28 protein-coding genes are annotated in these 24,315 nt (G+C 57.0%); 17 read left to right on the forward strand and 11 right to left on the reverse strand.

What is annotated here, in order from left to right; all coding sequences use genetic code 11:
* The first annotated feature begins 46 nt into the window (after positions 1–46).
* Together E3E37_RS05830 and E3E37_RS05835 are read left to right on the forward strand one after the other, a co-directional pair.
* Positions 47–1,393: a cyclic 2,3-diphosphoglycerate synthase gene (locus E3E37_RS05830; RefSeq protein ID WP_167715708.1), complete on the forward strand. Its 1,347-nt coding sequence runs from the start codon at positions 47–49 to the stop codon at positions 1,391–1,393.
* Between the two features lie 153 nt (positions 1,394–1,546).
* Positions 1,547–1,813: a PLDc N-terminal domain-containing protein gene (locus E3E37_RS05835; RefSeq protein WP_167715710.1), complete on the forward strand. Its 267-nt coding sequence runs from the start codon at positions 1,547–1,549 to the stop codon at positions 1,811–1,813.
* Positions 1,814–2,029: 216 nt separating this feature from the next.
* On the opposite strand, the gene E3E37_RS05840 is transcribed toward E3E37_RS05835, so the two are convergent.
* Genes E3E37_RS05840 through E3E37_RS05850 form a run of 3 tightly spaced genes read right to left on the reverse strand, consistent with a single transcriptional unit; the run spans position 2,030 to position 3,610 of the window.
* Positions 2,030–2,443, reverse strand: a complete 414-nt coding sequence (locus E3E37_RS05840; protein ID WP_167715712.1) for a secondary thiamine-phosphate synthase enzyme YjbQ — start codon at positions 2,441–2,443, stop codon at positions 2,030–2,032.
* Complete coding sequence (locus E3E37_RS05845) at positions 2,385–2,723, reverse strand: VanZ family protein (RefSeq protein ID WP_167715714.1); 339 nt, start codon at positions 2,721–2,723, stop codon at positions 2,385–2,387. Before E3E37_RS05845 ends, E3E37_RS05840 begins: the two co-directional genes overlap by 59 nt.
* Positions 2,720–3,610 (reverse strand): thiamine-phosphate synthase family protein, encoded by an 891-nt coding sequence (locus tag E3E37_RS05850; protein WP_167715716.1) that lies wholly within the window; start codon positions 3,608–3,610, stop codon positions 2,720–2,722. Before E3E37_RS05850 ends, E3E37_RS05845 begins: the two co-directional genes overlap by 4 nt.
* Positions 3,611–3,728: 118 nt before the next feature.
* Here E3E37_RS05850 and pyrB point away from each other — a divergent pair, with 118 nt between their 5' ends.
* The 4 genes from pyrB to E3E37_RS05865 are packed head-to-tail and all read left to right on the forward strand — an operon-like array spanning position 3,729 to position 6,859.
* Positions 3,729–4,655, forward strand: a complete 927-nt coding sequence (gene pyrB, locus E3E37_RS05855) for an aspartate carbamoyltransferase (protein WP_167715718.1) — start codon at positions 3,729–3,731, stop codon at positions 4,653–4,655.
* Entirely contained in the window at positions 4,656–4,790 is a 135-nt protein-coding gene (locus tag E3E37_RS11725) for a hypothetical protein (RefSeq protein ID WP_255453649.1), read from the forward strand.
* Complete coding sequence (pyrI, locus tag E3E37_RS05860; protein WP_167715720.1) at positions 4,791–5,246, forward strand: aspartate carbamoyltransferase regulatory subunit; 456 nt, start codon at positions 4,791–4,793, stop codon at positions 5,244–5,246.
* 44 nt (positions 5,247–5,290) lie between these two features.
* A complete protein-coding gene (locus tag E3E37_RS05865) occupies positions 5,291–6,859 on the forward strand; it encodes a D-glucuronyl C5-epimerase family protein (protein WP_240921945.1) in 1,569 nt (522 codons plus the stop codon).
* On the opposite strand, the gene E3E37_RS05870 is transcribed toward E3E37_RS05865, so the two are convergent.
* Positions 6,830–7,423: a hypothetical protein gene (locus E3E37_RS05870; protein WP_240921946.1), complete on the reverse strand. Its 594-nt coding sequence runs from the start codon at positions 7,421–7,423 to the stop codon at positions 6,830–6,832. The two genes, E3E37_RS05865 and E3E37_RS05870, sit on opposite strands and share 30 nt — an antisense overlap.
* A gap of 108 nt (positions 7,424–7,531) precedes the next feature.
* On the opposite strand from E3E37_RS05870, the gene E3E37_RS05875 reads away from it, so the two are divergent.
* Genes E3E37_RS05875 through E3E37_RS05900 form a run of 6 tightly spaced genes read left to right on the forward strand, consistent with a single transcriptional unit; the run spans position 7,532 to position 10,427 of the window.
* Positions 7,532–8,332 carry a hypothetical protein gene (locus tag E3E37_RS05875; protein ID WP_167715724.1) on the forward strand — a complete coding sequence of 267 codons (801 nt, stop codon included), beginning with the start codon at positions 7,532–7,534 and terminating at the stop codon, positions 8,330–8,332.
* Positions 8,329–8,907, forward strand: coding sequence for an AAA family ATPase (locus E3E37_RS05880; RefSeq protein ID WP_167716330.1), 579 nt, complete (start codon positions 8,329–8,331; stop codon positions 8,905–8,907). Before E3E37_RS05875 ends, E3E37_RS05880 begins: the two co-directional genes overlap by 4 nt.
* Positions 8,908–8,940: 33 nt before the next feature.
* The gene (locus E3E37_RS05885) at positions 8,941–9,138 is read left to right on the forward strand and encodes an antitoxin family protein (RefSeq protein WP_167715726.1); all 198 of its coding nucleotides are present in this window, start codon (positions 8,941–8,943) and stop codon (positions 9,136–9,138) included.
* Positions 9,125–9,271 (forward strand): PIN domain-containing protein, encoded by a 147-nt coding sequence (locus E3E37_RS05890; protein ID WP_167715728.1) that lies wholly within the window; start codon positions 9,125–9,127, stop codon positions 9,269–9,271. The genes E3E37_RS05885 and E3E37_RS05890 overlap by 14 nt, the downstream gene beginning before the upstream one ends.
* On the forward strand, positions 9,268–9,864 hold the full coding sequence (locus E3E37_RS05895) for a hypothetical protein (RefSeq protein ID WP_167715730.1): 597 nt from the start codon (positions 9,268–9,270) through the stop codon (positions 9,862–9,864). The genes E3E37_RS05890 and E3E37_RS05895 overlap by 4 nt, the downstream gene beginning before the upstream one ends.
* Entirely contained in the window at positions 9,861–10,427 is a 567-nt protein-coding gene (locus E3E37_RS05900; RefSeq protein WP_167715732.1) for a metal-dependent hydrolase, read from the forward strand. The genes E3E37_RS05895 and E3E37_RS05900 overlap by 4 nt, the downstream gene beginning before the upstream one ends.
* A 7-nt stretch (positions 10,428–10,434) precedes the next feature.
* Here the strand turns inward: E3E37_RS05900 and E3E37_RS05905 are convergent, their stop codons facing one another.
* The 7 genes from E3E37_RS05905 to E3E37_RS05935 all read right to left on the reverse strand — a co-directional run bounded on the left by E3E37_RS05905 (position 10,435) and on the right by E3E37_RS05935 (position 16,923).
* Entirely contained in the window at positions 10,435–11,274 is an 840-nt protein-coding gene (locus E3E37_RS05905) for a hypothetical protein (protein ID WP_167715734.1), read from the reverse strand.
* Positions 11,275–11,278: 4 nt separating this feature from the next.
* The gene (gene glmM / locus E3E37_RS05910; RefSeq protein ID WP_167715736.1) at positions 11,279–12,628 is read right to left on the reverse strand and encodes a phosphoglucosamine mutase; all 1,350 of its coding nucleotides are present in this window, start codon (positions 12,626–12,628) and stop codon (positions 11,279–11,281) included.
* Positions 12,629–12,703: 75 nt separating this feature from the next.
* Positions 12,704–13,360 (reverse strand): hypothetical protein, encoded by a 657-nt coding sequence (locus E3E37_RS05915; RefSeq protein ID WP_167715737.1) that lies wholly within the window; start codon positions 13,358–13,360, stop codon positions 12,704–12,706.
* A gap of 6 nt (positions 13,361–13,366) precedes the next feature.
* The gene (locus tag E3E37_RS05920) at positions 13,367–13,750 is read right to left on the reverse strand and encodes a hypothetical protein (protein ID WP_167715738.1); all 384 of its coding nucleotides are present in this window, start codon (positions 13,748–13,750) and stop codon (positions 13,367–13,369) included.
* Between the two features lie 4 nt (positions 13,751–13,754).
* Complete coding sequence (locus E3E37_RS05925; RefSeq protein ID WP_167715740.1) at positions 13,755–14,441, reverse strand: hypothetical protein; 687 nt, start codon at positions 14,439–14,441, stop codon at positions 13,755–13,757.
* The gene (locus E3E37_RS05930; protein ID WP_167715742.1) at positions 14,438–15,964 is read right to left on the reverse strand and encodes a hypothetical protein; all 1,527 of its coding nucleotides are present in this window, start codon (positions 15,962–15,964) and stop codon (positions 14,438–14,440) included. Before E3E37_RS05930 ends, E3E37_RS05925 begins: the two co-directional genes overlap by 4 nt.
* 173 nt (positions 15,965–16,137) lie before the next feature.
* A complete protein-coding gene (locus E3E37_RS05935; protein WP_167715744.1) occupies positions 16,138–16,923 on the reverse strand; it encodes a BtpA/SgcQ family protein in 786 nt (261 codons plus the stop codon).
* Positions 16,924–17,037: 114 nt separating this feature from the next.
* Here E3E37_RS05935 and E3E37_RS05940 point away from each other — a divergent pair, with 114 nt between their 5' ends.
* From E3E37_RS05940 to E3E37_RS05960, 5 genes are read left to right on the forward strand one after another with little or no spacing between them, the layout of a single operon-like run.
* The gene (locus E3E37_RS05940) at positions 17,038–20,265 is read left to right on the forward strand and encodes a transglutaminase domain-containing protein (protein WP_167715746.1); all 3,228 of its coding nucleotides are present in this window, start codon (positions 17,038–17,040) and stop codon (positions 20,263–20,265) included.
* On the forward strand, positions 20,258–21,247 hold the full coding sequence (locus E3E37_RS05945; protein WP_167715748.1) for a hypothetical protein: 990 nt from the start codon (positions 20,258–20,260) through the stop codon (positions 21,245–21,247). Before E3E37_RS05940 ends, E3E37_RS05945 begins: the two co-directional genes overlap by 8 nt.
* Positions 21,244–22,215: a MoxR family ATPase gene (locus tag E3E37_RS05950; RefSeq protein ID WP_167715749.1), complete on the forward strand. Its 972-nt coding sequence runs from the start codon at positions 21,244–21,246 to the stop codon at positions 22,213–22,215. Before E3E37_RS05945 ends, E3E37_RS05950 begins: the two co-directional genes overlap by 4 nt.
* Positions 22,212–23,465: a DUF58 domain-containing protein gene (locus E3E37_RS05955; RefSeq protein WP_167715751.1), complete on the forward strand. Its 1,254-nt coding sequence runs from the start codon at positions 22,212–22,214 to the stop codon at positions 23,463–23,465. The genes E3E37_RS05950 and E3E37_RS05955 overlap by 4 nt, the downstream gene beginning before the upstream one ends.
* On the forward strand, positions 23,462–24,283 hold the full coding sequence (locus E3E37_RS05960; RefSeq protein ID WP_167715753.1) for a hypothetical protein: 822 nt from the start codon (positions 23,462–23,464) through the stop codon (positions 24,281–24,283). The genes E3E37_RS05955 and E3E37_RS05960 overlap by 4 nt, the downstream gene beginning before the upstream one ends.
* The last annotated feature ends 32 nt before the right edge of the window (positions 24,284–24,315 follow it).

Here is a 24,315-nt window from a genome sequence, read left to right on the forward strand (position 1 = left end):
AAAACGATACACCAGTGCCGAATTAACAGCTTTTGAGGTGGTCAACATGGCCGAAAAGAAGAGAAAGAGGGTTCTCATTTTGGGCGCCGCTGGTAGGGACTTCCACAACTTCAACGTGTTCTTCAGGGACAACCCCGAGTACGAGGTTGTGGCCTTCACCGCAACTCAGATTCCCGACATTGAGGGCAGGCTTTACCCGCCCGAGCTCGCCGGCGAGCTCTACCCGAACGGAATCCCCATCTGGAGCGAAGATGATATGGAGAAGATCATCAAGGAGCACGACATTGACATCGTTGTCTTCGCCTACTCCGACGTCTCCCACGAGCACGTCATGCACCTCGCGAGCAGAGCTCACTCCGCCGGTGCCGACTTCTGGCTCCTCGGCCCGAAGAGCACCATGCTGAAGAGCACCAAGCCCGTCATAGCGGTTACGGCAGTCAGAACCGGCTGTGGAAAGAGCCAGACCAGCAGAAAGGTCGCCCAGATCCTCCAGGAAATGGGCTACAAGGTCGTTGCCATAAGGCACCCGATGCCCTACGGCGACCTCAGGAAGCAGGTCGTCCAGCGCTTCGCCAGCTACGAGGACCTCGACAGGCACGAGTGCACCATCGAAGAGAGAGAAGAGTACGAGCCCTACATCGACAGGGGCATGGTTGTCTATGCCGGCGTTGACTACGAGAAGATCCTCCGCGAGGCCGAGAAGGAGGCCGATATAATCCTCTGGGACGGCGGAAACAACGACTTCCCGTTCTACGAGCCGGACCTCTGGATAGTCGTCACCGACCCGCACAGGCCCGGCCACGAGCTCAAGTACCACCCCGGTGAGACCAACTTCCGCGCCGCTGACGTTATCATCATCAACAAGATCGACACCGCCAACAGGGACGACATCCAGAAGGTCCGCGAGAGCATCGAGAAGGTCAACCCGAACGCCATCGTCATCGATGGTGCCTCACCGCTCTACGTGGACAAGCCGGAGCTCATCAAGGGCAAGCGCGTTCTCGTCGTTGAGGACGGCCCAACCCTCACCCACGGCGGCATGAAGTACGGTGCCGGCTACATAGCCGCCAAGAAGTACGGGGCTAAGGAGATAGTCGATCCGAGGCCCTATGCCGTCGGCTCGATCGTTGAGACCTACAAGAAGTACAGCCACCTCGACGTCATCCTTCCGGCGATGGGCTACGGCGCCAAGCAGATCAAGGAGCTTGAGGAGACCATCAACCGCGCAGATGCAGACGTCGTCATCATGGGAACTCCCATCGACCTCCGCCGCGTCATGAAGCTCAACAAGCCGGCCGTTCGCGTCCGCTACGAGCTTGAGGAGATCGGCGAGCCGAAGCTCAGGGACATTCTCAAGGAGTTCGTCGAGAAGTGCGAGAAGCTCAAGAAGTGAGCTTCTTTTCCATTTCTCTTCTTCATATTCATAGAATCACCGCAGAGAACCGCTGTGATCCTCATCCGGGGCAACCTGCAGGATCTCCTACCTCACGCCCTATGATCTAGAAAGATTTTTCTACCCAGAAGCGTTGTTTTGTTGGGTGGTTCAATGAACGAGCTCGTGATGTTCAGTGCGGTATGGGTTCTCGGCATGATACTCATGGCCCTCCAGCTGCTGGCACTCGTGTGGGTCATCTACGACGTCCTCACAAAGCAGAAGAAGATGTCGAACCTGGAGAAGATTTTGTGGATAGTCCTGGCGTTCCTTTTCACGATACTGGGGGCGCTGGTGTACTACCTGCTCGTCAAGAGGACGGGCAAGTACGAGGAGAAGCCTGAAACCGGCACTCCCGATGATTCCGTCAGGGTGTACTGACCGGAAGCCTTTTAGGCATGACGCCCAAGTAAATTTGCCCGGGGAGCACCGCCGAGGGCGGAGTCAATGAACTTGGGCGGGTTATTACCCCCTTATTCTGTCCGGCTCAAGAAAAAGCGATAAGGCAGAAAACTCCATCAAGACCTGAGCTCCCTTTTTAAAACTCTGAGAACTCCCACTTCTCAAGGTTTATAAAGGTGTGAGAGCCGGGAGTCCTCACTCCCCCATGACCTGCACAATAACCCGCCTGTGCCTCGGCCTCACATCGAGCTCGACGAAGAAGATCTGCTGCCACGTGCCCCTCACGAGCCTGCCGTCAACGACGGGGAAACACTCACTCGCCCCGAGGAGCGTAGCGCGGAGGTGGCTGTGGGCATTGTCATCTATCCTGTCGTGGAGGTAGCCCCTGCCCTTGGGGATGAGCTCCTTCAAAGCCCTCTTGAAGTCCTCCAGAAGGCCGGATTCGTGCTCTATCGTGACTATGGCCCCCGTTGCCCCGGGGACGAAGACGAGGCAGAGGCCGTTCTCGATTCCGGATTCTTCAACTGTTTTCTCAACCTCACGTGTTATGTCAACCAGATCGATCTCCCCCCTCGTGGAAAAGCGGAGCTCCCTCGTTACGACCTTCATGCCACCACCCGAGCAGAACTCCGGCGGAGAAGCCTATTAGGTTTGCGGCCATGTCGGCGAGGGAGAACGTCCTCCCGGGGACGAAGAGCTGGAGGAACTCCAGCAGGAAGGGGAGGAGCGTGAGATATGGCCACACTGGCCGGCCGAGGAAGCCCAGGAGCAGGAATTCTGCCAGGTGTGCGAGCTTGTCCCCGTTCTGAACCGGCGACGATGGGACCCTCGGAGTCAGGTTCAGAAACAGAAGAAGGAGCACGTAGAGGAAGAGAAGTCTTCGCCTCAAAGGTTATCCACCAGCCTCTTGAGCTTCTCCACGACCTCAAAAGGTGTTTCCCCGAATATATACACCAGCGGCTCGACCCCGAAACCGCCCACGTCGATGACAGCATCGTAGGAGTCCTTTCTGAAGACGTCCGCTATAACCCTCACGGCCTCATCCTCGCTCAGTCCGCCGGTTTTAACCGTCGCGATTCTGAAGCCTGCGGCTCTGAGGGCGGCTTCAATGTCGTGGCCGTACCGGATGTTGAGAACACTGCGTATCTCAGGTCTGATCCCGGCCAGCCTAACGAGTATTCTCGCGGTGAACTCGCTGGCCCCGAACTCAGGCGGCAGCGCAAAGGCCTTCCCCTTAACGGCCGTTATCCTTCCGGGAATCGCCGCAACGTCCTCTATGCCTTTGGGGGACGGAAGGGCATAGGCAAAGTTGCTTCTGACCTCGGGGATGAGTTCGGGGAATCTCCCGTTTTTGATCAGCTCGTTGAGTGCCATGTTCAGAACCTCAAGAATCTCCCCCCTGAGTGGACGTACGGCAAAGAGAGACCTGCAGGCGTCCTCGCTCACCCCCGCGTACTCGGCATAAAAGCTGCACAGGAACCCGCTCTGAAAGAGCTCAAAGAGTCTTCTCGCCACGAGAAGAACCGCCTCATCACGGTGCCCCCCAAAGAGGATGAACCTGGAAACCTCGCTGGCGACCTCATCCAGTTTGCCCGCCACCTCCGCCGGGGGAACCTTGTACCTGCCGGAGAGATACTTGCTCACCATGGCCTGGGTTATGCCGAGGTACTCGGCTATCTGGGACTGCTTCATACCCTCGCTGTAGAGCCTCTCCGCTATCTTGGCCCTCAGAAACGGCATCAGCTCCTCGGCTATGTAAACGCTGGGAGTCCTCATGCTACCACCCTAAAACCAGGTTATTGAAACTTCGAACCGAGGTTTAAAGGATTGTCTGGACAACTTTATGTCAAAAAATGTTTAAAAACCCATCGATTTTTACATCGGAAGGGCTTCTATGGACTGGAAAGGACGCGATGTGATAAGCGTAAGGGACTTCTCGAAGGAGGATATCGAGTTTGTTTTGAAGGTTGCCGAAAGGCTTGAAACTGAGCTGAACGAGAAGGGCTCGCTCGACTACGCACGAGGGAAGATACTCGCTACCCTCTTTTTCGAGCCGTCAACGAGGACACGGCTGAGCTTCGAGAGCGCGATGCACCGCCTCGGCGGCTCGGTCATAGGCTTCTCCTCCGCGGCAAGCACGAGCGTCAGGAAGGGCGAGAGCCTGGCAGACACAATAAAGACGGTCGAGCAGTACAGCGATGTCATCGTGATAAGGCACCCGATGGAAGGGGCCGCGAGGCTTGCAGCCGAGGTGGCGGAGATACCTGTCATCAACGCCGGCGACGGCAGCAACCAGCACCCGACCCAAACGCTCCTTGACCTCTACACCATAAAGCGCGCCTTCGGGAGAATCGACGGCTTAACCATAGGCCTGCTCGGCGATTTGAAGTACGGAAGAACCGTCCACAGCCTCGCGGAGGCCCTGGCCTTCTACGACGTCGAGCTTTACCTCATCTCACCCGAACTCCTGAGGATGCCGAAGCACATCGTTGAAGAGCTCCGTGAGAGGGGCGTTAAGGTCCACGAGACGACCGACCTTGAGGAAACGATTCCAGAGCTTGACCTCCTCTACGTCACCAGAATCCAGCGCGAGCGCTTCCCTGACGAGCAGGAGTACCTCAAGGTAAGGGGTAGCTATCAGGTGAACTGCGCGGTTCTGAAGAAGGCAAAGGAGAGCCTCAGGGTAATGCATCCCCTCCCGAGGGTGGATGAGATACACCCTGAGGTGGATAAAACGCCGCACGCGCTCTACTTCAGGCAGGTCTTCTCCGGAGTTCCGGTTAGGATGGCCCTGCTCGGATTAACGCTGGGGGTGCTGTGAATGAATGCCGGTTTGAGATTGCATCCCCTCTCGATGATGCGGGGGGATGCATTTGGGATTGAGCACGTTGGTGAAACCCCAAAACTTCCGCCAGCGCTTGCGAAGGCAAGGGCTGAAATTCCGGGGGTGCTGTGAATGGCCGAGCTCAAGGTTACCGCCATCAGAGAGGGAAGCGTCATAGACCACATCCCGGCTGGAAAGGGGCTGAAGGTTATCGAGATACTCCGCCTCAACAGGCCAAACGGCGGCGTTCTCCTTCTCGCCTCGAACGTCCACAGCGGGAAGCTCGGAAGGAAGGACATAGTCAAGATAGAGGGCAGGTTCCTGAGCGAGGAGGAGGTGAACAAGATAGCTCTCATCGCCCCGAGCGCGACGGTCAACATCGTGAGGAACTACAAGGTCGCGGAGAAGTTCAAGGTCGAGATTCCGGACGAGATAACCGGGATCCTTCGCTGCGCAAACCCCAACTGCGTCAGCAACCACGAATACACCGTTTCAAAATTCTACGTGGTCTCAAAGGAGCCCCTCAAGGTTCGCTGCCACTACTGCGAGAGGACGATGGAAGAGGAGGAGATACTGGGCAACCTCTGAGAAAGCCTTAAAATCCCTCCCCCCATTTTTTAATCGTGAGTGGTATGGATAGGAACGCTGCGATGTTAGTAATAGTTCTCGTGCTCATTGCAGGGATGGCTGGGTTTGCCCACTGGAGAGGCTCTCCCGAGGATGGTGGTTCCCCAGCCCCCATGCCCCTAAACGGCACTGCCGTCCGGGTTTATGTGATGATAGAGAACGAAAATGCCGCCTTTGAGATGGCACTCTTCAGGGTTAAGGTAGGAGACGCAAAGCTCAGCGAGACCAACGTTCCAGTGCTGGCCTATGAGGGCAAGCCCGGAACCGTTCACCTTAGTGTCAGGGGATCAACCATCAACTGGAACGGGGTCAAGTTTGAAATAACCGGAACCGTCTCCTTGGACACCGAACCGGGGAGGAGCTACCTGGTAACCCTAACACCCGTTCACGAACCTGGAGTGTTCCTGATGGAGGTTGACAAGGGTCTCAGCGGAGTCATCGGTCAGGATGTGCCATCAACGGTGTTCCTCGACGATTACACAGTCGCGGAAGACGTTCTAAAACAGGCAGGGTTCTCAGACGAACTTGAAGCCAACCGGGAGCTCAGGGAGAGATACCTACGGCTCTGGAAGGAAACCGGGAACCTGAGCTACCTGCAGATACACAGGGACCTCACGTACCATCTCAGATCACTTGCCCTAATGGCCAAGCTCGACAGACTCAGCGAGACCGCGGTAAGAACGTACACCCTTGATATCCTTGCCACAGATTACTACTACTCCAGCTTTGAGGTACCCGGAAGAAAGGATCTAATACTCGTGTTCTCAAACGATTCTCCCTACTACGGTGCCATCAGAGCCGCTGACGGCCCCATAAAGAGCAGGCTGCCCTTCGTGTACTACACCGCCAGAGGCTTCAACCTCTATCCCGTATCGGCCCTTCACTGGGCCCACGTGTATTTTGAGAGGAGAGACTATGCCGCCATGACCGAGATACTGGATGAACTCCTGCCCTTTGCTGTATACTCCCAATATGAAGGCATCGAATACGCCCTGTTCCCGGTGTACTTCCACTTCCAGAACGCAAGCGTCCCCTGGGTCTCCGGCTATGCCCAGGGGATGGCCGCGGGCCTCTACGCTGCCGCGTACAACATTACCGGAAACGAGACGTATCTCATAACCGCGGAGCTGTTTCTGAACTCGTTTGAACTTCCGCTGAGTGAAAACGGCTTCGTGGCTCAAACGAAATACGGACCGTGGTACCTCGAGTACAACTACTACCCGGACGAGCTCGTCCTCAACGGCCACATAATAGCCCTGCAGGGGCTGTACTACTATTGGGAGGTCACGGGGGACAAGAGGGCGTACGACCTCTTCTGGAGCGGGGCCATGAGCGTCAGGAAAGCTCTTCCGGATTTTGACACGGGCAGTTGGAGCAGGTACGCCAGCATCTACGACACGTCGAGCGAGTTTTATCACCGCCTCCACATCAAGCTCCTGGTCTGGCTGTACTCAAAGACCGGGGAAGAGACTTTTTTGGAATACGCCGAGAAATGGAACGGCTATCTGGAAAAGAAAGGATTAAAGCCGGAAAACATAGGTGCACTACTCGAGCAGATGCGGAATTCTCCTTAACACCGGTATCGTCGCCGCCAGCCCCAGAAAAACGTCTATGGCGCTCTGTATCGCGTTCGGAAGGCCGATGGCAACCCAGAACGGAACACCGGTCCAGCTCTCGACAGCCTGAACCACCTGCTCCCTCGGGAGGCCGAGCCATATCTCAAGGGCAACGTAGTAGTTGAGGGCCAGCATGAGCGGTATCCTGACGGCAAGGCCGGCGAGATATGCCAGAACCGCGAAGGCCACGAGGTCCCCCCTGCCAGTGGAAAACTCGAAGCCTGTAGCCCTCTTCGCCACCTCAAAGCCCACTATGACCGCCAGGGTCGCGAAGGACTTCATCATCGCCCCGAGCCAGCTGGCGGAGGAGACGACGCTCAGGCCCGCAAAGAGGAGCAGAACTGCGGTTAAGCCGCCGGTGAAGCCCGTGAGGAGGTAAACCATTATTATCGGAACCGCCACGAGGTCTATCTTCATACCCCAGACGGTGGGCATCTCAATCGGCATCACATCGAAGAGCAGCGAGAGGCCGAGCATCATTCCGATTAGAGCTATCTCTCTCGAACTCATCCTCACACCCATCACCGGGCGAAGGTTTGTTCCAGATTTTATAAATTTTTGTTCCTATAACGGAACAACCTTCCGGCGAGAACCTTAAAAGCCGGCCCCGCGAGGTAGGAGGGAAGGGCCATGTTCACGGTCGAGGGAATATCGGAGCTGGTGAGGGCAATAAGGCGTGAGAACGGCTTTCCGGACAGCCCATTCAGGATAGACGAGGTCCGCTACGACCCTGAAGGCGACAAGCTCTTCATAATCGCCCACGACAGGACGGACAAGAGCGTCGTCATAGGCAACAGTTTCGTCATCGGAAAGCTCCGCGAGAGGCTCGGGGTGAAGCAGGTTACCGTCTACTCCAACCTCGACCTGGAGATAAAGAGGAAAAAACTTGAGGAAGCCGAGAGGCTGGTTAAGGGGACAGAGCTTGAATTTCTCCTTCCGATAATCGAGGCCGAGAAGCGCTTCCCGCCAAGAAAGTGGCCCGAGGTTAGCGGGAACGTCAGAACCCTCGTCTTCCTGAGCTTCAACGCGAAGGCCCTGCTCGGCTTCGCCGAAAGGCTGAATCTTCCCTACGAGGCGGTGGGGCTAAAATACGCCTTTCCAAAGATGAAGTACGAGCCGATTGAGGGTGAGCCGGCGGAGCTGTTCTTTCCGGAGGAAGGAAAACTGGTCGCCCTCGCGGAGGATCGTGGGGCAAATCTCGTCCTCGCCGATTTTCCATTTGGACTGAAGGCCGAGCGACATATCTACCTCCTCAACCCCTTCAGACTGCTCCACATCGGCTTCTTCGAGCTGAAGTACCTCTTCGGCTTCGAGAGGCCGGTGGTATACGACAAAAAAGCCTTAATCCGGTTCATCACAGACTTAACCTACGAGGGGCTTATGGAATCGACCGACGGGGCCAATCTAATCTGGAGGATGTGGAGAAGATGATAGTCGGTGTCGTTGGAAAGATCGCCGCCGGAAAGACTACCGTTGCCAGGTTCTTCGAGGAGAAGGGATTCTGCAGGGTTTCCTGCAGCGACCCTCTGATAGACCTGCTCACCCACAACGTTTCCGACTACTCGTGGATTCCGGAACTGCCTGAAAAGGCCGAACCGACGCGCGAGAGGCTCATAGAGTTCGGGAAGTACCTGAAGGAGAAGTACGGCGGGGACGTCCTCATAAGGCTCGCCGTCGATAAAAAGAGGAACTGCAGGAACATCGTCATAGACGGCGTCCGCTCGCGGGAGGAGATAGAGGCGATAAAGAGACTCGACGGAAAGGTGATTTACGTCGAGGCGAGGCCCGAGATAAGGTTCAAGCGGCTGGTGAAAAGGAAGGCGAGCAAGGATAAGGGCATAAAGAGCTTTGAGGACTTTAAAAGCATGGACGACGCCGAGGAACGCTTATACCACACGAGCGAGCTGAAGGGCCTCGCGGATTACGTGATAGTCAACGAGGGGACGCTGGAGGAGCTGAGGGAGCGGGTCGAGAGAATTATCGAGGAGGTAGCGGGGAAGGTTTAAAGTAGGTTTCACCAAAACCAGTATGGTGGGAACATGGAGGAGATCATAGAGGCCATTTACGAGGACGGTGTTCTGAAGCCTCTGAAAAAGCCCCATCTGCGCGATCATGCAAAGGTGAGAATAAAAATCATCGAGATAGACTTAGATGAACTCCTTGACTCAATGGTCATAAGGAAAGTCGAGGGGATCGACTACAAACTCCTGAAGGAGGCCTACTATGAGTCGCTCTGAGGTCTTCAACCTACTGCCCAACGATGCCATAATCGCCGCAACGTGCAGGGAGCACGGGATTAAGCTCATCCTGACGTTTGACTCCGACTTCAAGAGGGTTCCATTCCTGAAGACCTTCGGTGAGGAGCCATGAAACTCCTCGTCATAGCACCCTGTCTTCTAAGCCCCTTCTACGTCTACCGCGGGCCGAAACAGAAGGAGTACAGGACGGCCCAGCTTTTGAGGAAGTTTATCGGAGAGCTAGGCGAGGACTGGCAGGTTTTAGCCTATCCCTGCCCCGAATACGAGCTGATCGGCTGGCCGAGGGCACCTGCGAGCCGGGAAGTTTACGGGAGGCTGGGCATGAGGGAGAGGGCCAAGGTGATAGCGGACTTCATAGGCCGGGTCTTGACCGAGGAGAGGCCAGGGAAGGTCGTCTTCATCGGCGTCAAGGGCTCTCCGACCTGCGGTGTCTTTCACACCAGCTCCAGCGACCCAGAGGGTTACCCCTACTCTGCGATGCAGGAGTTCTTCTACCTGGGAAAGAAGGAGAGAGTGAGACGTTCGAAGGAGATAGTGGGGGAGCAGGGTTTCAAGCTCGTGAAGATGCCAGGGATACTCTTCGAGATACTCACCGCGAGGTTCCCGGAGGGGGTTTACGTCGAGTTCGACAAGGACGACGTTGAGGGCAGCATGGAAAGGGTTAAATCGGTTCTTGCCGAACTGGGGCCGGATGATGCAAAATGATGTGGTACACCCACGTTGTCTTCGGGGTTCTCTTCTACCTCATAGCGGTGCTCTTCGGCGCCCCGATGGGCTTAATCAACATCGGAATGGCGGCCCTTGGAGCTTTAATGCCCGACATAGACCACCCCAAGTCCTACATCTCTACCAAGCTCCCCGGTGGAACGGTCATGCCCCGCTTCGTCGAGCACAGGGGCGCGACCCACACGATAGAGGCGGCTTTTTTAATAACCGCCCTCGTTGGCGGCCTTGCCTACTGGATAACCGACAGCTACTGGCCAGGCATAGCGTTCTTCATCGGTTACATCTCCCACCTCTTCGCGGACACCCTGACGGTCTCGGGGATAAAGTGGAGCCGCTTTTCGAGCTTCCACCCGAGGGGGAAGATAAGAACCGGAACGCGGGGGGAGGGGCTGGTTCTGATACTGGTCACCTTCACCACGCTGGTGCTCTTCGCCTACCTGCTCCTGCCAGAGGAGACGAGCCAGAACCTGGGCTGGGTCATGCTGATGGCGCTGATAGCGACCTTCGCGATAATAGGGAAGAAGCTGAAGAGGTTGAATTGACAACACTTTACCGAACCCTAAACCCCCCTATAATTTCAATATATGAAATTTTAGACCAAGGAATTAACACATCCCTAATTCCATCTCGGATTATCAGATAATTTTGATCAAAAACATCAGATATTCTCCCAACGAAAATTGCCTCAGGGGTTCTAACTTCAACTAACGGTAACTTGACTAAAAGCATCTTTCGTTTTGGAGAAAATTCTTGGCTATACCAAATTGCTAAGATAGCTCGCCGTTTAAATAGAGGGAACCAGACCAAGAGCACCAAAAGAAGCGGGATCCACGAAAATATCGCTAAGGAGAATCCTTTTTCGAATTCATTGAAGTATCCAAAAAGTGGAAACAGATATGTAGGCCATAACATTCCTAAAGAAAAATCAAAGAAATGCCCAAGCCATTCAAAAGAGGAATAGTCAAATTGTGTTAATGCTATGGTAAGAAGTGCTACAGCCAAAATAGACCAAATTATTGCAACTTTTTTTGCTGCTTCATTGAAAGTAATACCTCCCAAAGTGATTAAAAGGGCCAATAAGACACCGGATAACACCAGAGGCATCCAATACCAGACAGAGCGATATGGACTTCGAGAGAAACCTGCCCGAGTAGCGAATTCACGTTCTAGACCATGGATTAATTGATTAAACTCATGATATTTCTGGAAAACTCTCCAAAGTTCAGTACGCCGCCTCCGAATAGTCAGACGCTCAAATTGACCAAGCTTAAGAAGTATGTTTACAATATACATAGCAATAAAAAGAAAAACCAAAACAATCGTCAACTCTCCAAGATTTCCATCTTTCGAGAGAGAAAGGATATCAAAGATATCCTCCATAAACATCACCAGATTAAGCTCCCTTAATAGCCTCCCTCACCAGTTTCTCAGCCTTTTCCATCAGCGCCTTTGCTTTTTCCTCTGTGTGCGCTTCGAGGGTTATGCGCATTATCGGCTCCGTCCCGCTCGGCCTAAACAGAATCCACCAGTCGGCACCTTCTATCCTAACGCCGTCGATGTCTATGAGCCTCTCGTAGTCGAAGCTCCTGAGGGCTTCCTCGGCTATAAGCTCCATCGCCCTGGCCTTCTTCTCGTTGGGGCAGGGTATCTTGGCGCGAAGCGTCACGTAGCGCGGGACTTCTTTAGCGAGTTCGCTCAGCGGGCCGAGCCTGTCGATCATCTCAAGGACCAGCGCCCCGGCGAAAATGCCGTCCGGCGTTAGGTTCCACTCCGGCATTATCCACGTTCCGCTCGGCTCGCCGCCGAAGACCCCGCCGTGTCTGGCCAGCTCGTCGGCAACGGCCACATCTCCAACGCGGGTCCTCACGACCTCACCGCCGAGTGGCCTAACGTAGTCATCGAGGGCAAAGCCGGCATCGACCGTCGTTACCACCTTCCCCTTTCCGAACTTCCTCAGCATGTAGCCGGCTATGAGGCTCAGCATGACCTCGTATTCCACGAAGTTGCCCTCATCGTCCACAACCCCAATCCTGTCCGCGTCGCCGTCGTGCGCTATTCCAACATCGGCCTTCATGGCCTTAACTGTCTTGGCCAGCATCGAGAGACTTTTGGCGTTCGGCTCAAGCTCCCTGACGAAGAACCCGCTGGGGTGGGAGTTGAGGCTTATAACCCTGTTCCCCAGCTCGCGCTGGAGGTAGGGGCTGAGAACAGAGCCTGCCCCGTTGCCCGCGTCAATTACAACGGTGTAGGAATTCTCAAGGTGAACCATATCGAGGGCGGCTTTTATGTACTCCTCCCTCGGGTCGGCTTTTTTGAGCGCTCCAATCTCGTTCCAGGGGGCCTTCCTGAAGTTCCCGGACTCCAGAATAGCCTCAAGTCTGTTCTCCATTTCGGGGGTGTAGGCCATTCCGTTGGCCTGCCAGACCTTTATGCCGTTGTACTCCGGGGGATTGTGGGAGGCGGTTATGGTGACGCCGGCATCCGCTTCATAGAGTTTGATTGCACAGCCGGTAAGGGGCGTGGGCGCGAGGCCTATGTCTATGACATCGACCCCGGTTGAGAGGAGGCCGCTTATTAAAGCTTGCTTTAACATCTCGCCGCTCGTCCTCGTGTCCATGCCTACGACGACCGTTCCCCCTTCGAGAAACGTCCCGAGGGCCCTTCCGACGTTGAGGGCGAGCTCCGGGGTCAGCTTTTCGTTGACGACCTCTCGAATCCCGCTGGTTCCGAAGTACTTCCCCATCTCGACCACCCGTGAGCGCTATGGTGAAAGGTAACGACGGAGGGATATAACGTTTCCGGCAAGTTGGGAACGGCCTCAGGAGTCGAACTCAGCCAGCTCGGTTCCGTTACCATCAAGGACGCGGAGCACCACGAGGCCATCAAGGAGCCCCTCGAGGTCAGGAACCATCTGCGCGTACTTCCCTGGCATCCCGGCTCCCAGGAGGCGCACCTCGTACACCCCGCCCCCTCCCTCGACGATGACGTCCAGCGGGGCATCCAACCGGGAGTTCAGAAGGTAATCGAGCACGCTCCGGGCCGTCCCCTCGTCCGGGCCGGAGTACCATACCCTGAACCCGCCCCCCTCGACGTAGCGGTACTCGCTCATCTCCGAGGCCAGAACTGTCCCGTCGGGGGAGTCGAGCTGAAGCCTCACCAGCGCGCCCCCGAACACGTCCTGGGAAAGCTTCGAGGCGGCGAGGACAAGGAAGAGACCGGACTGGATGGGACCTCTCCAGGGCGAGGTGACCACGACGTTGTACACCCCACCTGCCTTTCCGACGTGGACGTCGGTTCTTCCCGTTGCACCGAGTTGTCCCCCGACGAAGTCCGCCACGCCCCCCGCCTGGCCCTCGGAGATGTCCCCCGAGTAGTGTACCGTGACGTTCCCGGCAGTGAGCGTTCTCTCGAACGTGCATCCCCCGGCCACCACCAGCAGGGCCAGGAGTATGACAACGGCGCGGAGTTCCCCCATGGCGGCTCACTTCTTCACGAGCCTGTATATGCCGACGGAGACTTCGTAGGTTTCCACGTTCTCTGGAGCCTCGTAGTCAATCCTCACCTGGAACGGTTGCGTTGAGCCGTAGATGAACTCGCTCGTCTCCGACTCCGTCAGGACGTTGCCGTTCTCGTCGAGGATGGTTATCTTCACCACCGTTCCCTCGCTGTCCGCGGTTATCTTGTATTTGCCGGGCTCAAGGACGTGCGAAAGGTAGAAGACGTCCCCGCTGACGGTCTCGCTCTTAACCTCGACAGGGACCTTGTCGTATGCCGTCTCGTAGTAGTACTGCATCCCGAAGATAGCAGCCACCCCAACGAGGAGGAGCAAGAAGAACCCGACCACGAGCTTTTTGAGCAGTCCCATTTTCTCACCCCCTTTCGATTTTTATAACCGCCGAGGGGTCTTCGATCTCCCCGGCGTGTATTCCAACTATGTCCCCCACTCCCATCGTCATCGTGACGCTCCCGTTTTCGGTCAGGTAGGTTATCGAGACGCTCCCGACCCAGGGGGCATCTTCAAGAACCACCAGCGACATGGCGAAGTAGTCCTTCCAGAAGCCATCGCGGTCGGCGAGGTACTCGAGCGAGACACTGGCGCTCTCGTTCGTGACGGAAACGTCGTGGATTACAACGTCGAAGAGCCCCAGGTCGGTCTCGATCCTGAACTCCGGCCTCCTTATGTCCTCGAACTCGGCGTTCTCGAAATCGCCGTTTCTAACGGTCAGGGCAACGATGGGCTCTCCGAGGTAGTAGGCCTCGACGCGAACCACTTCCGAGTGGTTGGCCCGGTAGGCCTTCCCGGCCACGGCATAGAGAAGGTTCGTGAGGTTTCCGTCTATGGCAGGGACACCGAGGCGGACGAGGGTCTCGTTCGGGGAGGACGAAACGCTTACCCTTTCCGCGCCGAGCGAGAGGGCCTCGCGCTCAACGCCGGGGGAGCCTTCGGCCTTCTCCCGTAAAGAGTCGATGTCAAAGTCATTAAACTCTATGTGGCCAGTCGCGTAGAGGTAGCCCCCGAGGAGAAGGATGAGGAAGAGGACGACCTTGCCCTTCATATTACCCCCTCCTCGAAGAGCTTGTTGATGTAGAACCTTATCCTCGCTTCCTGATCCCTGAAGCCCTCCTTCGACTGGGCGTTGAGGGTCTGAACCCTGCGGGACTGCGAGGTCTCCTCGGTCACGTCGCTCACCGTGTTCCGGATTATCTCGCTGTACTTCAGGCCGGCCTTCTTGTAGAGCACCGCCCTCTCGGCAGTCTTCCTGAACTCCCACTCGTAGTCCTGCGCAACGGCCTTCTTCACCGCCACCCCCATGGCCTGGATGGCGTCCTCGAAGGGCTTCGTCAGCGTGGATGACGGGGCGGCGTTTTTCGCGGGGGAAAGCTTGAGCTCCCTCTCTTCGATGCCGCTCATGTCGTTGTAGAGCGAGGCGCTCCTCTCGTCCACGTGAAGGTCGAGGGCGGTTTTCCTGACGGCCTCTTCGCCTTGGAAGAGCTCGCTGTCCTTGAAGGCCTTGACGTAGTCCTTGAAGAGGTTCAATCCGGGTGCGTACCTTCCGAGGAGGTCGTTCAGCTTGTCCATCGAGCCGTCAACGACCCTGTCGAGGACGTATTTGTTGCCGTAGTACTTCAGCTTGAAGCTCAGGGCAGTTCCGTTGGCCTTCCCGTTCCTGTTGATGACCTTGACGAGTTCCCCTTCCGGAGTCTTGATGCGCACCACCTCGATGTTCCCGCCGCTCAGTCCCTCAAGCTTTCCCAGCGTTTCGTTCATCCTCGCCTTTGCCTCCGGACTGAGGATCACCCCCGGCCTCTCAAAGCCCGAATCACTGTTTTGAGCCTCCCCAGTTCCACTCGTGGCCGATGTGGTAACTTCCGGGCCCCCGGACGGGGCACCGGGTCCCCCGGTCAGGGGTATCGAGACCTTGTTCCCTGGGATAGTGTTGAGGTAGTGGTTGATGAGGGCGGGAAGGGCACCCTCGACGTCGCAGGGAAAACCGTCGTAGTAGTAGCCCCTCGCCCGGATGACGTACGGGCCGCTCGCGACGATATACTCGACCATCGTCTCAAAGCGAATGGACTCATCCGGGTGGCTCTGAACCCAGCTCTCACACCCGGAGGAGAGGCACTCGTAGGTTGCGACCCTCCTGAAAATCGCCCACACGAAGTCGGACGAACCCCCGGTTTCGTCAATCGTGTAGCGGTAATGGGTCACCGAGTATGGCTCCCCATCGCTGTCCCTTTTAACCTCATCCTCATCCTTAAAGGAGGCCCACTTTGACAGGACCTCCTCGTAAAAACCCTTCTCTGCGCCTGCATCGTCGAAGTAGCCCATCCAGAGTTCCGTGTTGTAAACGTCCTGCCTGCCGGGATCCCTGCAGGCGAAGGCGTATTCCGCCAGGGTCGATGCCCCATCGCTTCCCAGCGTCGTGGCCTCCCACCCCACCAGCTTTAGATTGAGGGAGGTAAGCTCTGAATCACCCGGGGGTGAGCGCACGTACGGCTCCGTGACCTCTCCACGTGCCAGCATGGGGGCGAGGAGAAGAAACACAATGAGCACGGTGCAAAGCCTAAGCATCTTCATACAACCATCCCCAAAACGCCCGAAACGCAGGCCTTTCATTTCCAACCATAATCCCCACTTCCACCGCAACCCATCTCGCGGAAAAGAAAAGCGGGACAGGGCTTCGTATTTCGTAATGTTACGCGTTTTTGGGTAATAAGACTTTCGGAGAAGAAAATTCGAAGGGAGGGGAATTAGGGAGAAGCCTTCCGAAGATTTCTCGCCAGTTCCACCAGTTTTCCGGCTCTTTCACGGGAAACCTCGTTCTCGACCTTGCCCTCGCGCTTTATCGAGGTGCCGACTATGAAGGCATCGGCGTGCTTCCAGAGCGACGGGAGGTTCTCAACGCTCGTCCCTGAGCCAACCACCACCGGCACGGGGGAGACCCTCTTTGCCAGGGCGAGCTTCTCGATATCAACTGGCTTTCCGGTTGCCTTCCCACTCACAACTATGGCATCGGCAAGGCCCCTCTCGACGGTGTCCCTTATGGCATCCTCGAAGTCGAAGAAGTGGACCGCGTGCTTGACGTGGACGTCGGCGAAAACCTCTATTCTGCTTGGAAGGAGCTTTCTGAGCCTCGCCAGCTCGTGGGCGATGCCCTCGATTACGCCCTGGTCCGTGTAAGCTACACCGCTCAGCACGTTCACCCTTATGAAGTCGGCCTTGACGGCGTAGGCTATGGAGTAAGCGGCGATCCCGTCGTTGCGGAGAACGTTTATTCCGAGGGGAACGCTCACCTCGTCCCTTATGGCCTTGGCCACGGCAGTAAAGGCCGCGACGGTGGTTTTATCGACCACCTTCGGGAAGGGGACGTCGCCGAAGTTTTCCACCATTACCGCGTCAAAGCCCGCTTTTTCTAACGTCCTGGCGTCCCTCAGGGCGGACTCGATGACGGCATCAAAGTTCCCGTCGTACAGGTAGGAGCCCGGGAGAGGCCTGAGATGAACCATCCCTATGAGGGGCTTTCTCTCGAAGTCCATAACATCACCAACCCAAGGACGAGTCGGGGGTAGTTAAGGGTTTTGGGCAGGGATGAACATGGTAGTACGTTGATGCAAAGCCTTATATAACCCGCGGTTGAAGTAAGAAACATCATGGTGGGGCGGAAATACATCGCATTTCTCACCCTCACACTGCTCTCCCTCCTCATTACCTCCGTCGTCCTGGGGCCGGCGCTCATCGAGGCTCCCCCCGAGACCAAGAGCATCGAGGAACTCCTCTCCCCAAAGCTTCCGCCCGGGAACGAGACCAACGAAACCGGGCCACCGATCGAGGTTCCTATTTCTCCCCGCTTCGTTCTCTTGGTAACCGGTGCGGCCCACACACACTACCTCAGACTCAACGTCTACACCGACTACGTGGACGGGAGGTGGCTGACCAGGAACGCGACGGTGGTGCCGGGCAACACCATCGCTCCCCCTGAGATGAAAGTCCCCCACCACAGCGAAAGGGACAGGATCACGGTCACCTCTTTCCTGCCCCTCAGCGGAAATCTGTTCACATTCCTCTACACGACCCGCGTTGACGGTGCCGGGGCCGAGGCGGTTCCGGAATACAACCTTTTCCGGACGGGTCTGAACGTTACATCATACTCATTCTCCTCCATCAGCTACACCTTCGAGTGGCCCTACTTGCTCAACCTGACCGCCGGGAACATGACTGAGTACCTGTCCGCCCCCAACGAGACCCGGCTCGCCGAGCTGGCCGGGAGCATAACCCTCGGCTCGCTATCGGACTACGAGAAGGCCCTCAGAATAGCCAGATACCTGGCGAACAACTACAGGCACGTGGAAAACGCCACGCCCCCGGCCAACACGGACAGGCTGAGCTGGTTCCTGTTCGAGTCAAAGGAAGGGAGCTCCTACGATTTCGCCTCGGCCTTCGTAATCCTCGCCCGTCTGAGCGGCCTTCCCGCGAGGCTCGTCGAGGGGGCCTACGTGGATGCCGTCCCCCAGACCCAGGTCGTGACCGAGAGGGACAGGCACTTCTGGGCGGAGGTTTACTTTAACGGGGCCGGGTGGCTGACCTTTGACCCCCTGCATCCCGACCCGAACGTTTACGTGCCGTTTGAGCTCAAAGTTTATCCCCCCAAGATGACGGTAAATCCCGGCTCGTCCGGAACCATCACGGTTATGTTTGAACGCGTTGCGAGCGGAACCAACTCAACGGTCACAGTTGAGATTCCCTCCCTCGAAAGGATAGCCCTCATCAACGGATCCGGGGTGTACAACATCACCGTCGGCCCCTTTGATGGGCCCGGCTATTATCCCGTCCTCGTTAGGGCATCTACAGAGGCCGGAGCCCCGGCCTCACTGCTCCGAATTACCGCGGTAACCGTTCCCGGGGACATAACCGTCATACCTGACCAAGCGGCCGTTGGACTGCTGAAGGGAAGCCAGGCTACTCTTGGACTTCCGGTGCAGGGCGCCACACAGGACGTGAGGCTCAGCACAACATCCCCCCTCGTTGAAACGTGGTCCTGGTGGGGGACACCGGGAAGCGAGACCGGCATATACGTCAGGCTGGTCTCACCCCAGGAATACCCACTCGGATGGCACATCGTGAACATGACCGTTATGAGCGGTTCAAAGGTATATCCGGTTCATATGCCGGTCTTCGTCATGGAATCAACCTCGGTCAGTGTGGACGTACCGAACACGCTCACCGCGGGCGATTCGCTCACAATAAACGGCACTGTGAGGGGAATTCCCACAGGAGGAGCGCCAGCCACCGGGGAGGTCGCGGTGTTCCTGAACGATGGAAGGAGAAACATCCTGATAGGCTACGGAAATCTATCAAACGGAAGTTTTTCGCTCCCGGTCAGGATTCCGGGTAATCTGAAACCGGGGACGAAAAGTCTTGCGGTGTACTACATCGCCCCCCTGGGGTACCCCTACATCTCCTCAACCACAACGCGAGTCGTCATGGTAAAGGGGCTGGCAAAGTTTTCGCTGCCGGAACTGATACTGGCCGGGCCAGGGAACGTCACAATCGTAGGAAGGCTCGTCGATGGGGCCGGAGAGCCGATAGCCAACGCTACCGTGAGTTACTACCTCGACGGGAAGCCCGTCGGGAACACGAGCACCCGCACCGACGGAGGGTTCTCCCTGAGGCTCGGCATCCCCGGGATAGAGGAGCACGTCCTGACCCTGAGGTATCCGGGGAGCTCAAACTACTCGCGGGCATCCATTGACGTCACCGTTGCGACCGTTGGCCTGAAGGTACCGGAGAAAGTTACGGGTGAACTCGGAAAGCCCATCAGGATAAGGGGGAAAATCATCGGGATTGAAAACGCCAGTCTTAAAGCCTACGTGTTTCCTGGAAAGACGTACACCGTCAACGTCGTCAACGGAAGCTTCGATTTCACGATTGAGCCCTTCCAGACCGTCGGCGAGAGGACGGTGGAGCTGAGGCACGGTGGCAGGATTCTCAAGAGGATAACCGTCGAGGTGGTCTCCCCGGTTAGGATAGAACTGCTGACGTCGGAGGCGAAGGGCGAAAAAACCGCCCGGCTGGAGTTCCGGGTTGTGAACTCGGTCAACGACCCCGTTAGCGGTATCCACCTCAACGTCAGCGTGAACGGCCTTGAGATGCGCGCAATGACCAACGGCTCAGGTATAGCCGTCCTTGAGATACCCGTGCCCGAGGAAAGAACCAACGCCACCGTCATCGTTACCTTCGGGGGCTCCACCTACTACCTGCCCGCGAGCGGCAGGTTTCACGTGATAATCTCCAAAAAGCGGAAAATCCCCTGGCTTTACATTGGCTTGATAGCGGCAATCGGCCTGGCACTCGCCAGATATCGGCTCGTGAGGAAAAAACCTGCTGAAAAAAGGCGGGAAAAAATCCTGAAGATAATATTCAACAACGGCATACCCCTGTTTCAGGAGGGCGAGACGATGGAGATAAGCGTGGAGTGCGACGGTGAGCCGGAGCTGTACGTCGACGGCAAACCTTTCGGAAAGGGGCGGGACTTCAGGCTGACCCTTACCCTTGGAGACCACACGATAGAGGCCCGCTGCGGAGAGCTCGTGGAGAGCGCGAGGGCCAGGGTGCTTCCCAGCTACAACGACGCCGTGGTGGAGTACTACGAGAGGTGCTTCCTTCCCTGGGCAAAAAGCTCCGGGGTGGACGTGGACGAGCTGACGCCCAGGGAGATAGCGAGGGCTTTAACGGACATGATGTACCCCTGGGAGCCAGTGGAGACCCTCACTGAGATATTTGAGAAGGCCAAGTACAGCGGGGAGAGGGTCTCAAGGGACGAGTTCATACGCTTCTACCGCTCGGTGCTCGAAGTGATAGGGGGTGGCTGTGTTGTTTAAGGTCAACTGGGGGAGGATCGCAATATACGTCGGTGCCCTAACGCTCACCTACGCCCTTTCCACCCAGGTGGATGCACTGAAAGGGCTCACGCTTCCGGCAACGGTTCTGGTGGCGTTCCTGACCATTGGGGAAGTTATCCTCGCCCTCAGGGGGAAGACCTGGGCGTTTATGACGGGACTGCTGGGAGCCACCCTCGCGGCACTCTCCATCCCGGTGGAATGGAAGGTTCCGGCCTCCATGACAGTCCTCGGCGGGGGAATTGCCCTCATGGCCCCAAAACTCAGAAAACACTCCCGCTTCGCCAGGGGGCTGGGACTGCTGCTCGGCCTCTACGGACTCTCGGGGATTCCCCCCTTGGATGCGGTGGGGAGCGTCTTCAGCTACGCCGGCCTTTTCCTGTTCCTCGGCTACTCCGTGGCAGAGCTCGGAGAGAGGTACCCCTGGACCGAGCCGGTTGAGAGGAATCTGCTCGGACTCGGTGCCCTCGGAGCAATCCTCGGCCTCTACGCGGCAGTTAGAGGGACTCTGAGCGAAAGCCACCCGGAGCTCGTGTTCTACGGGGAGTGGCTGGTTCTTCTCCTCGGCGTCATCACGGCGGGAAGCATGGTCTACTCGTACATCAGCGAGAAAGACCCCGAAAAGTACCTGCTCTCCCAGTGGAAGAAGCACGAGGCAAAGACCGTGGAGAGACTCGGTCCAGAGCTCGCGGAGGCCAGCAGGGCGGTTGAGGACTTCGTGGTCAGGGGCAGGAAGGGGCCGCTTCTGACCTTCATAGCCTACTACGGCTCGCGGCTCTTCGATGACAGGAAGCGCTTCGGAGCGCTCGTGGAGAAGATAGCCGACTACAGGGAAAGGCAGACATCCAGGCTGACGCCGCTCTGGATAAGGCACGCCTACGAGAGAAGGGAGCTTGAGAGGAGGATTAGAATCGTTGAGGAAGTTTTTGAGGAACTCAGAACACTCATGGGGTGGGAGTCATGATGGAGATTAAGGAGGCGTTTGAAACCCTCAATGCAATCGTTGACAGGATTTCCGACGTGTTTGTTGGCAATGAGACCGTTGTCAGGAAGACTCTAGCTGCCGCGTTAGTGAATGGGAATGTTCTTTTTGAGGATTATCCCGGCTTGGGAAAAACGTTGCTGGCGAAGGCCTTTGGAAAAGTTCTAGGCTTGAAGTACACGCGCGTTCAATTCACCCCAGACTTACTGCCCGCGGACATTCTTGGCACGAAAGTCTGGCGTCAAAACCTGGGAACCTTCGAACTCATTAAAGGCCCAATCTTCACGCACGTGCTTTTGGCGGACGAGATCAACCGTGCACCACCAAAGACTCAGAGTGCCCTCCTGGAGGCGATGGAGGAGCGGCAGGTGACGATTGAAGGTGAAACATTCACGCTTGAAAAACCCTTCTTCGTCATCGCCACACAGAATCCAATCGAGTTCGAGGGGACTTACCCCCTGCCAGAGGCTCAACTGGATCGTTTTCTCCTCCGGTTGCGCGTGGGTTACCCCAAAAGCCTCGAGGACGAGATTGCCATTCTTGAGGCGCGCTTGAATTGGGGGAGGGATGATCCGACGGTGGACATGGAGGCTTTGATTGACCGTGAGACCTTCGTGAGAATGCAGGAGCTTGTTGAAAAGGGCATCTTCATCAGCAGGGACTTGCTGAGGTACATTGCTGAACTCGTGCGGAATGCCCGCGCTGATGAGCGGGTTGAAGCCGGACCGAGTCCTCGCGGGGGGATTGCGTTGATGAAGGTTGCGAAGGCTAATGCATTGCTTGAGGGAAGGGATTTTGTTTTGCCGGATGATGTGAAGGCTTACGCGGTTGATGCTCTCGCTCACAGGATTGTGATTAAGCCGGAGTACGCTTTTGAGGGTGTGAGTGGGGAGGAAATCGTCCGCGAGGCTCTGAAGAAAACACCCGTACCCAAAGGCGAAGAAAAATGAAGAGGAGCCTGATGGGATACGTCCTCTGGGCCCTGATCCTTGGAACGGCCTTCCTCTCGCCGGGGATGGTGGGCCTGGCCATAGTGCCCCTCTCCCTGCTGGCCCTGGCGATGCTCGTTGACCCCCCAAGAGGGGTGAAGGTTAGGAGAAAGCTCTCAAGGCACGAGATAAGTCTCGGAGAGGAGGTCGAGATTAGGGTAGAGGTCACGGTGGAAAAGGGCCTCGGTCTCGTCGTCGTCAGGGACAGGCTTCCAAAGAACGTCGCCCTCACCGCCGGAAACAACGTGGGGGTCTTCTTCAAGGGACTCAAGCCGCTGAGGAGGAGCTACACCTACAGAATAAGGCCCGTACTCCGGGGCTTTTACACGCTGCCGAGGAGCGAGGTGACCACGAGGAACCCGCTGGGCACGAGGTACATCTGGGGGCTGTACGGTGAGGAGCTCAGACTAAGGGCCGTTCCAAAGGTCGTCAGGGCCGTTCCAATAGCAGAAACCAGAAGGAAGGCAAAGATAAGCGTCCCGGAAACCAGTTTCTCGATAAGGGGGCCGATATCGACCGATTTCAAGGAGATCAGGGACTACCAGACCGGTGACCCGGTAAAGCTCATAAACTGGAAGGCCACCGCGAGGATGGGACGGGTGCTCGTCAACGAGTTCGAAAGGGAGGGCAAGAAGACCGTCCTCTTCATAGTGGACGCGAGGGAGGGCATGAAGATTGGCCCCGAGAGCGAGAGCCCGTACGAGCACGCCATGAACCTCGTCGCGTCCATGGCACATCGCTTCCTGAGGAAGGACTATCACGTAGGCCTCTACCTCCTCGGCACGAGGAAGTTCCTCCCGCCGGCCACGGGGCCGAGGCAGCTCCACACGATTGTGAAGACGATGATGGACTTTGAGAGGGTTCGAACGGGGGAGGAGAGCTTTGCCGATGCCGTTGAGAGGCTGAAGAGGATACTCGTGCAGTACAGCCCCCTCGTGATCTACGTCTCCAACGTCCTCGAAAGGACGAGCGGCGAAACCAAGAGGGGGGTTCTCACAGTAATGGCCGTTCACAGGGGCAAAACCCGGCCTGTGGTGGTGGACATCTCGGTCTACCCTGCCCTGGACCCGAAAACCGGCACCCTTATCGAGATGGAGAAGAGGGCCATAATCAGGGAGCTTGAGGGCACCGGGGCATACGTCGTTCGCTGGCTTCCGGGAAGGGAGGAGATTGGAGAAGTGCTGAGCAGGCTCCTGGGGGAGATAAGATGAGCCTCAGGGCGGTGAAGCTGGCGGTTGTGCTCCCGGCGATAGTCCTGACGTCACTGGCCTACTCCGACATACTCCGCCCCAGCGACTATCTGCTGGCCGTTGCCCTGGGGACGATCCTCATGGGGACGTTCCTCTCAAGGAACTCTGCCAGCGGGACGGTGTTCCTCTCGACGGTTCTGTACGCGGTTCCCTACGCCATAGCGTTTTCACAGTTCCTACCCCTGGCATTCCCGGAGGCTTACCAGAACCTCAGCGGGACGATACTGAAGAGCCCCTACTTCTCAAGCCCGCTCCCAATCTTCGCCCTGATTGCCCTGAGCATACTCGCGGACTACATCGAGACCGCCGATGCGTGGGAGAACGTTCTGGGAGAGCTTGGATGGAGGGGAACCGGAGGAAAGACTCTACTCTACGGCCTGCCCATCGTCCTGCTGGCCTTCGGGCTATCTCTAGCCCTCCTGTGGCTCGGAAGGAGCCTGGGACTCTCAACGGGGGGCATTCTGCTTCCGGTCATTCTCCTCGTCCTCGGTCTGACCGTGGCGTACTCGTCCATCGAGGGTGGAAGCTACCGGAGGGTCGTTGTTGCCGTTGAGGTTCCTCCGATGAACGGGGAGGTTGTCATAGAGGGGCCAGATGAGAGCCGGGTCATGCCGCTGAGCCGTTCAGCTGCCTTCGAGTGCAAAGTCCTCAGGCTGGAAGCTGAGATGAGGAAAAGACCGAGAAGGGTTGTCCTGCGGAGGGGCGAAGACGAAGAGGTTCTGACCCCGCTCATGGAGAGCGTTGACGGGGAAACGCTGTTCCTCCTCTACCGGGGGTGAGGGAAGGTTAATATATGGCGCCGCGTATATCC

Source organism: Thermococcus sp. ES12 (genome assembly GCF_012027515.1).
GTDB classification, from domain to species: Archaea; Methanobacteriota_B; Thermococci; order Thermococcales; family Thermococcaceae; genus Thermococcus; species Thermococcus barossii.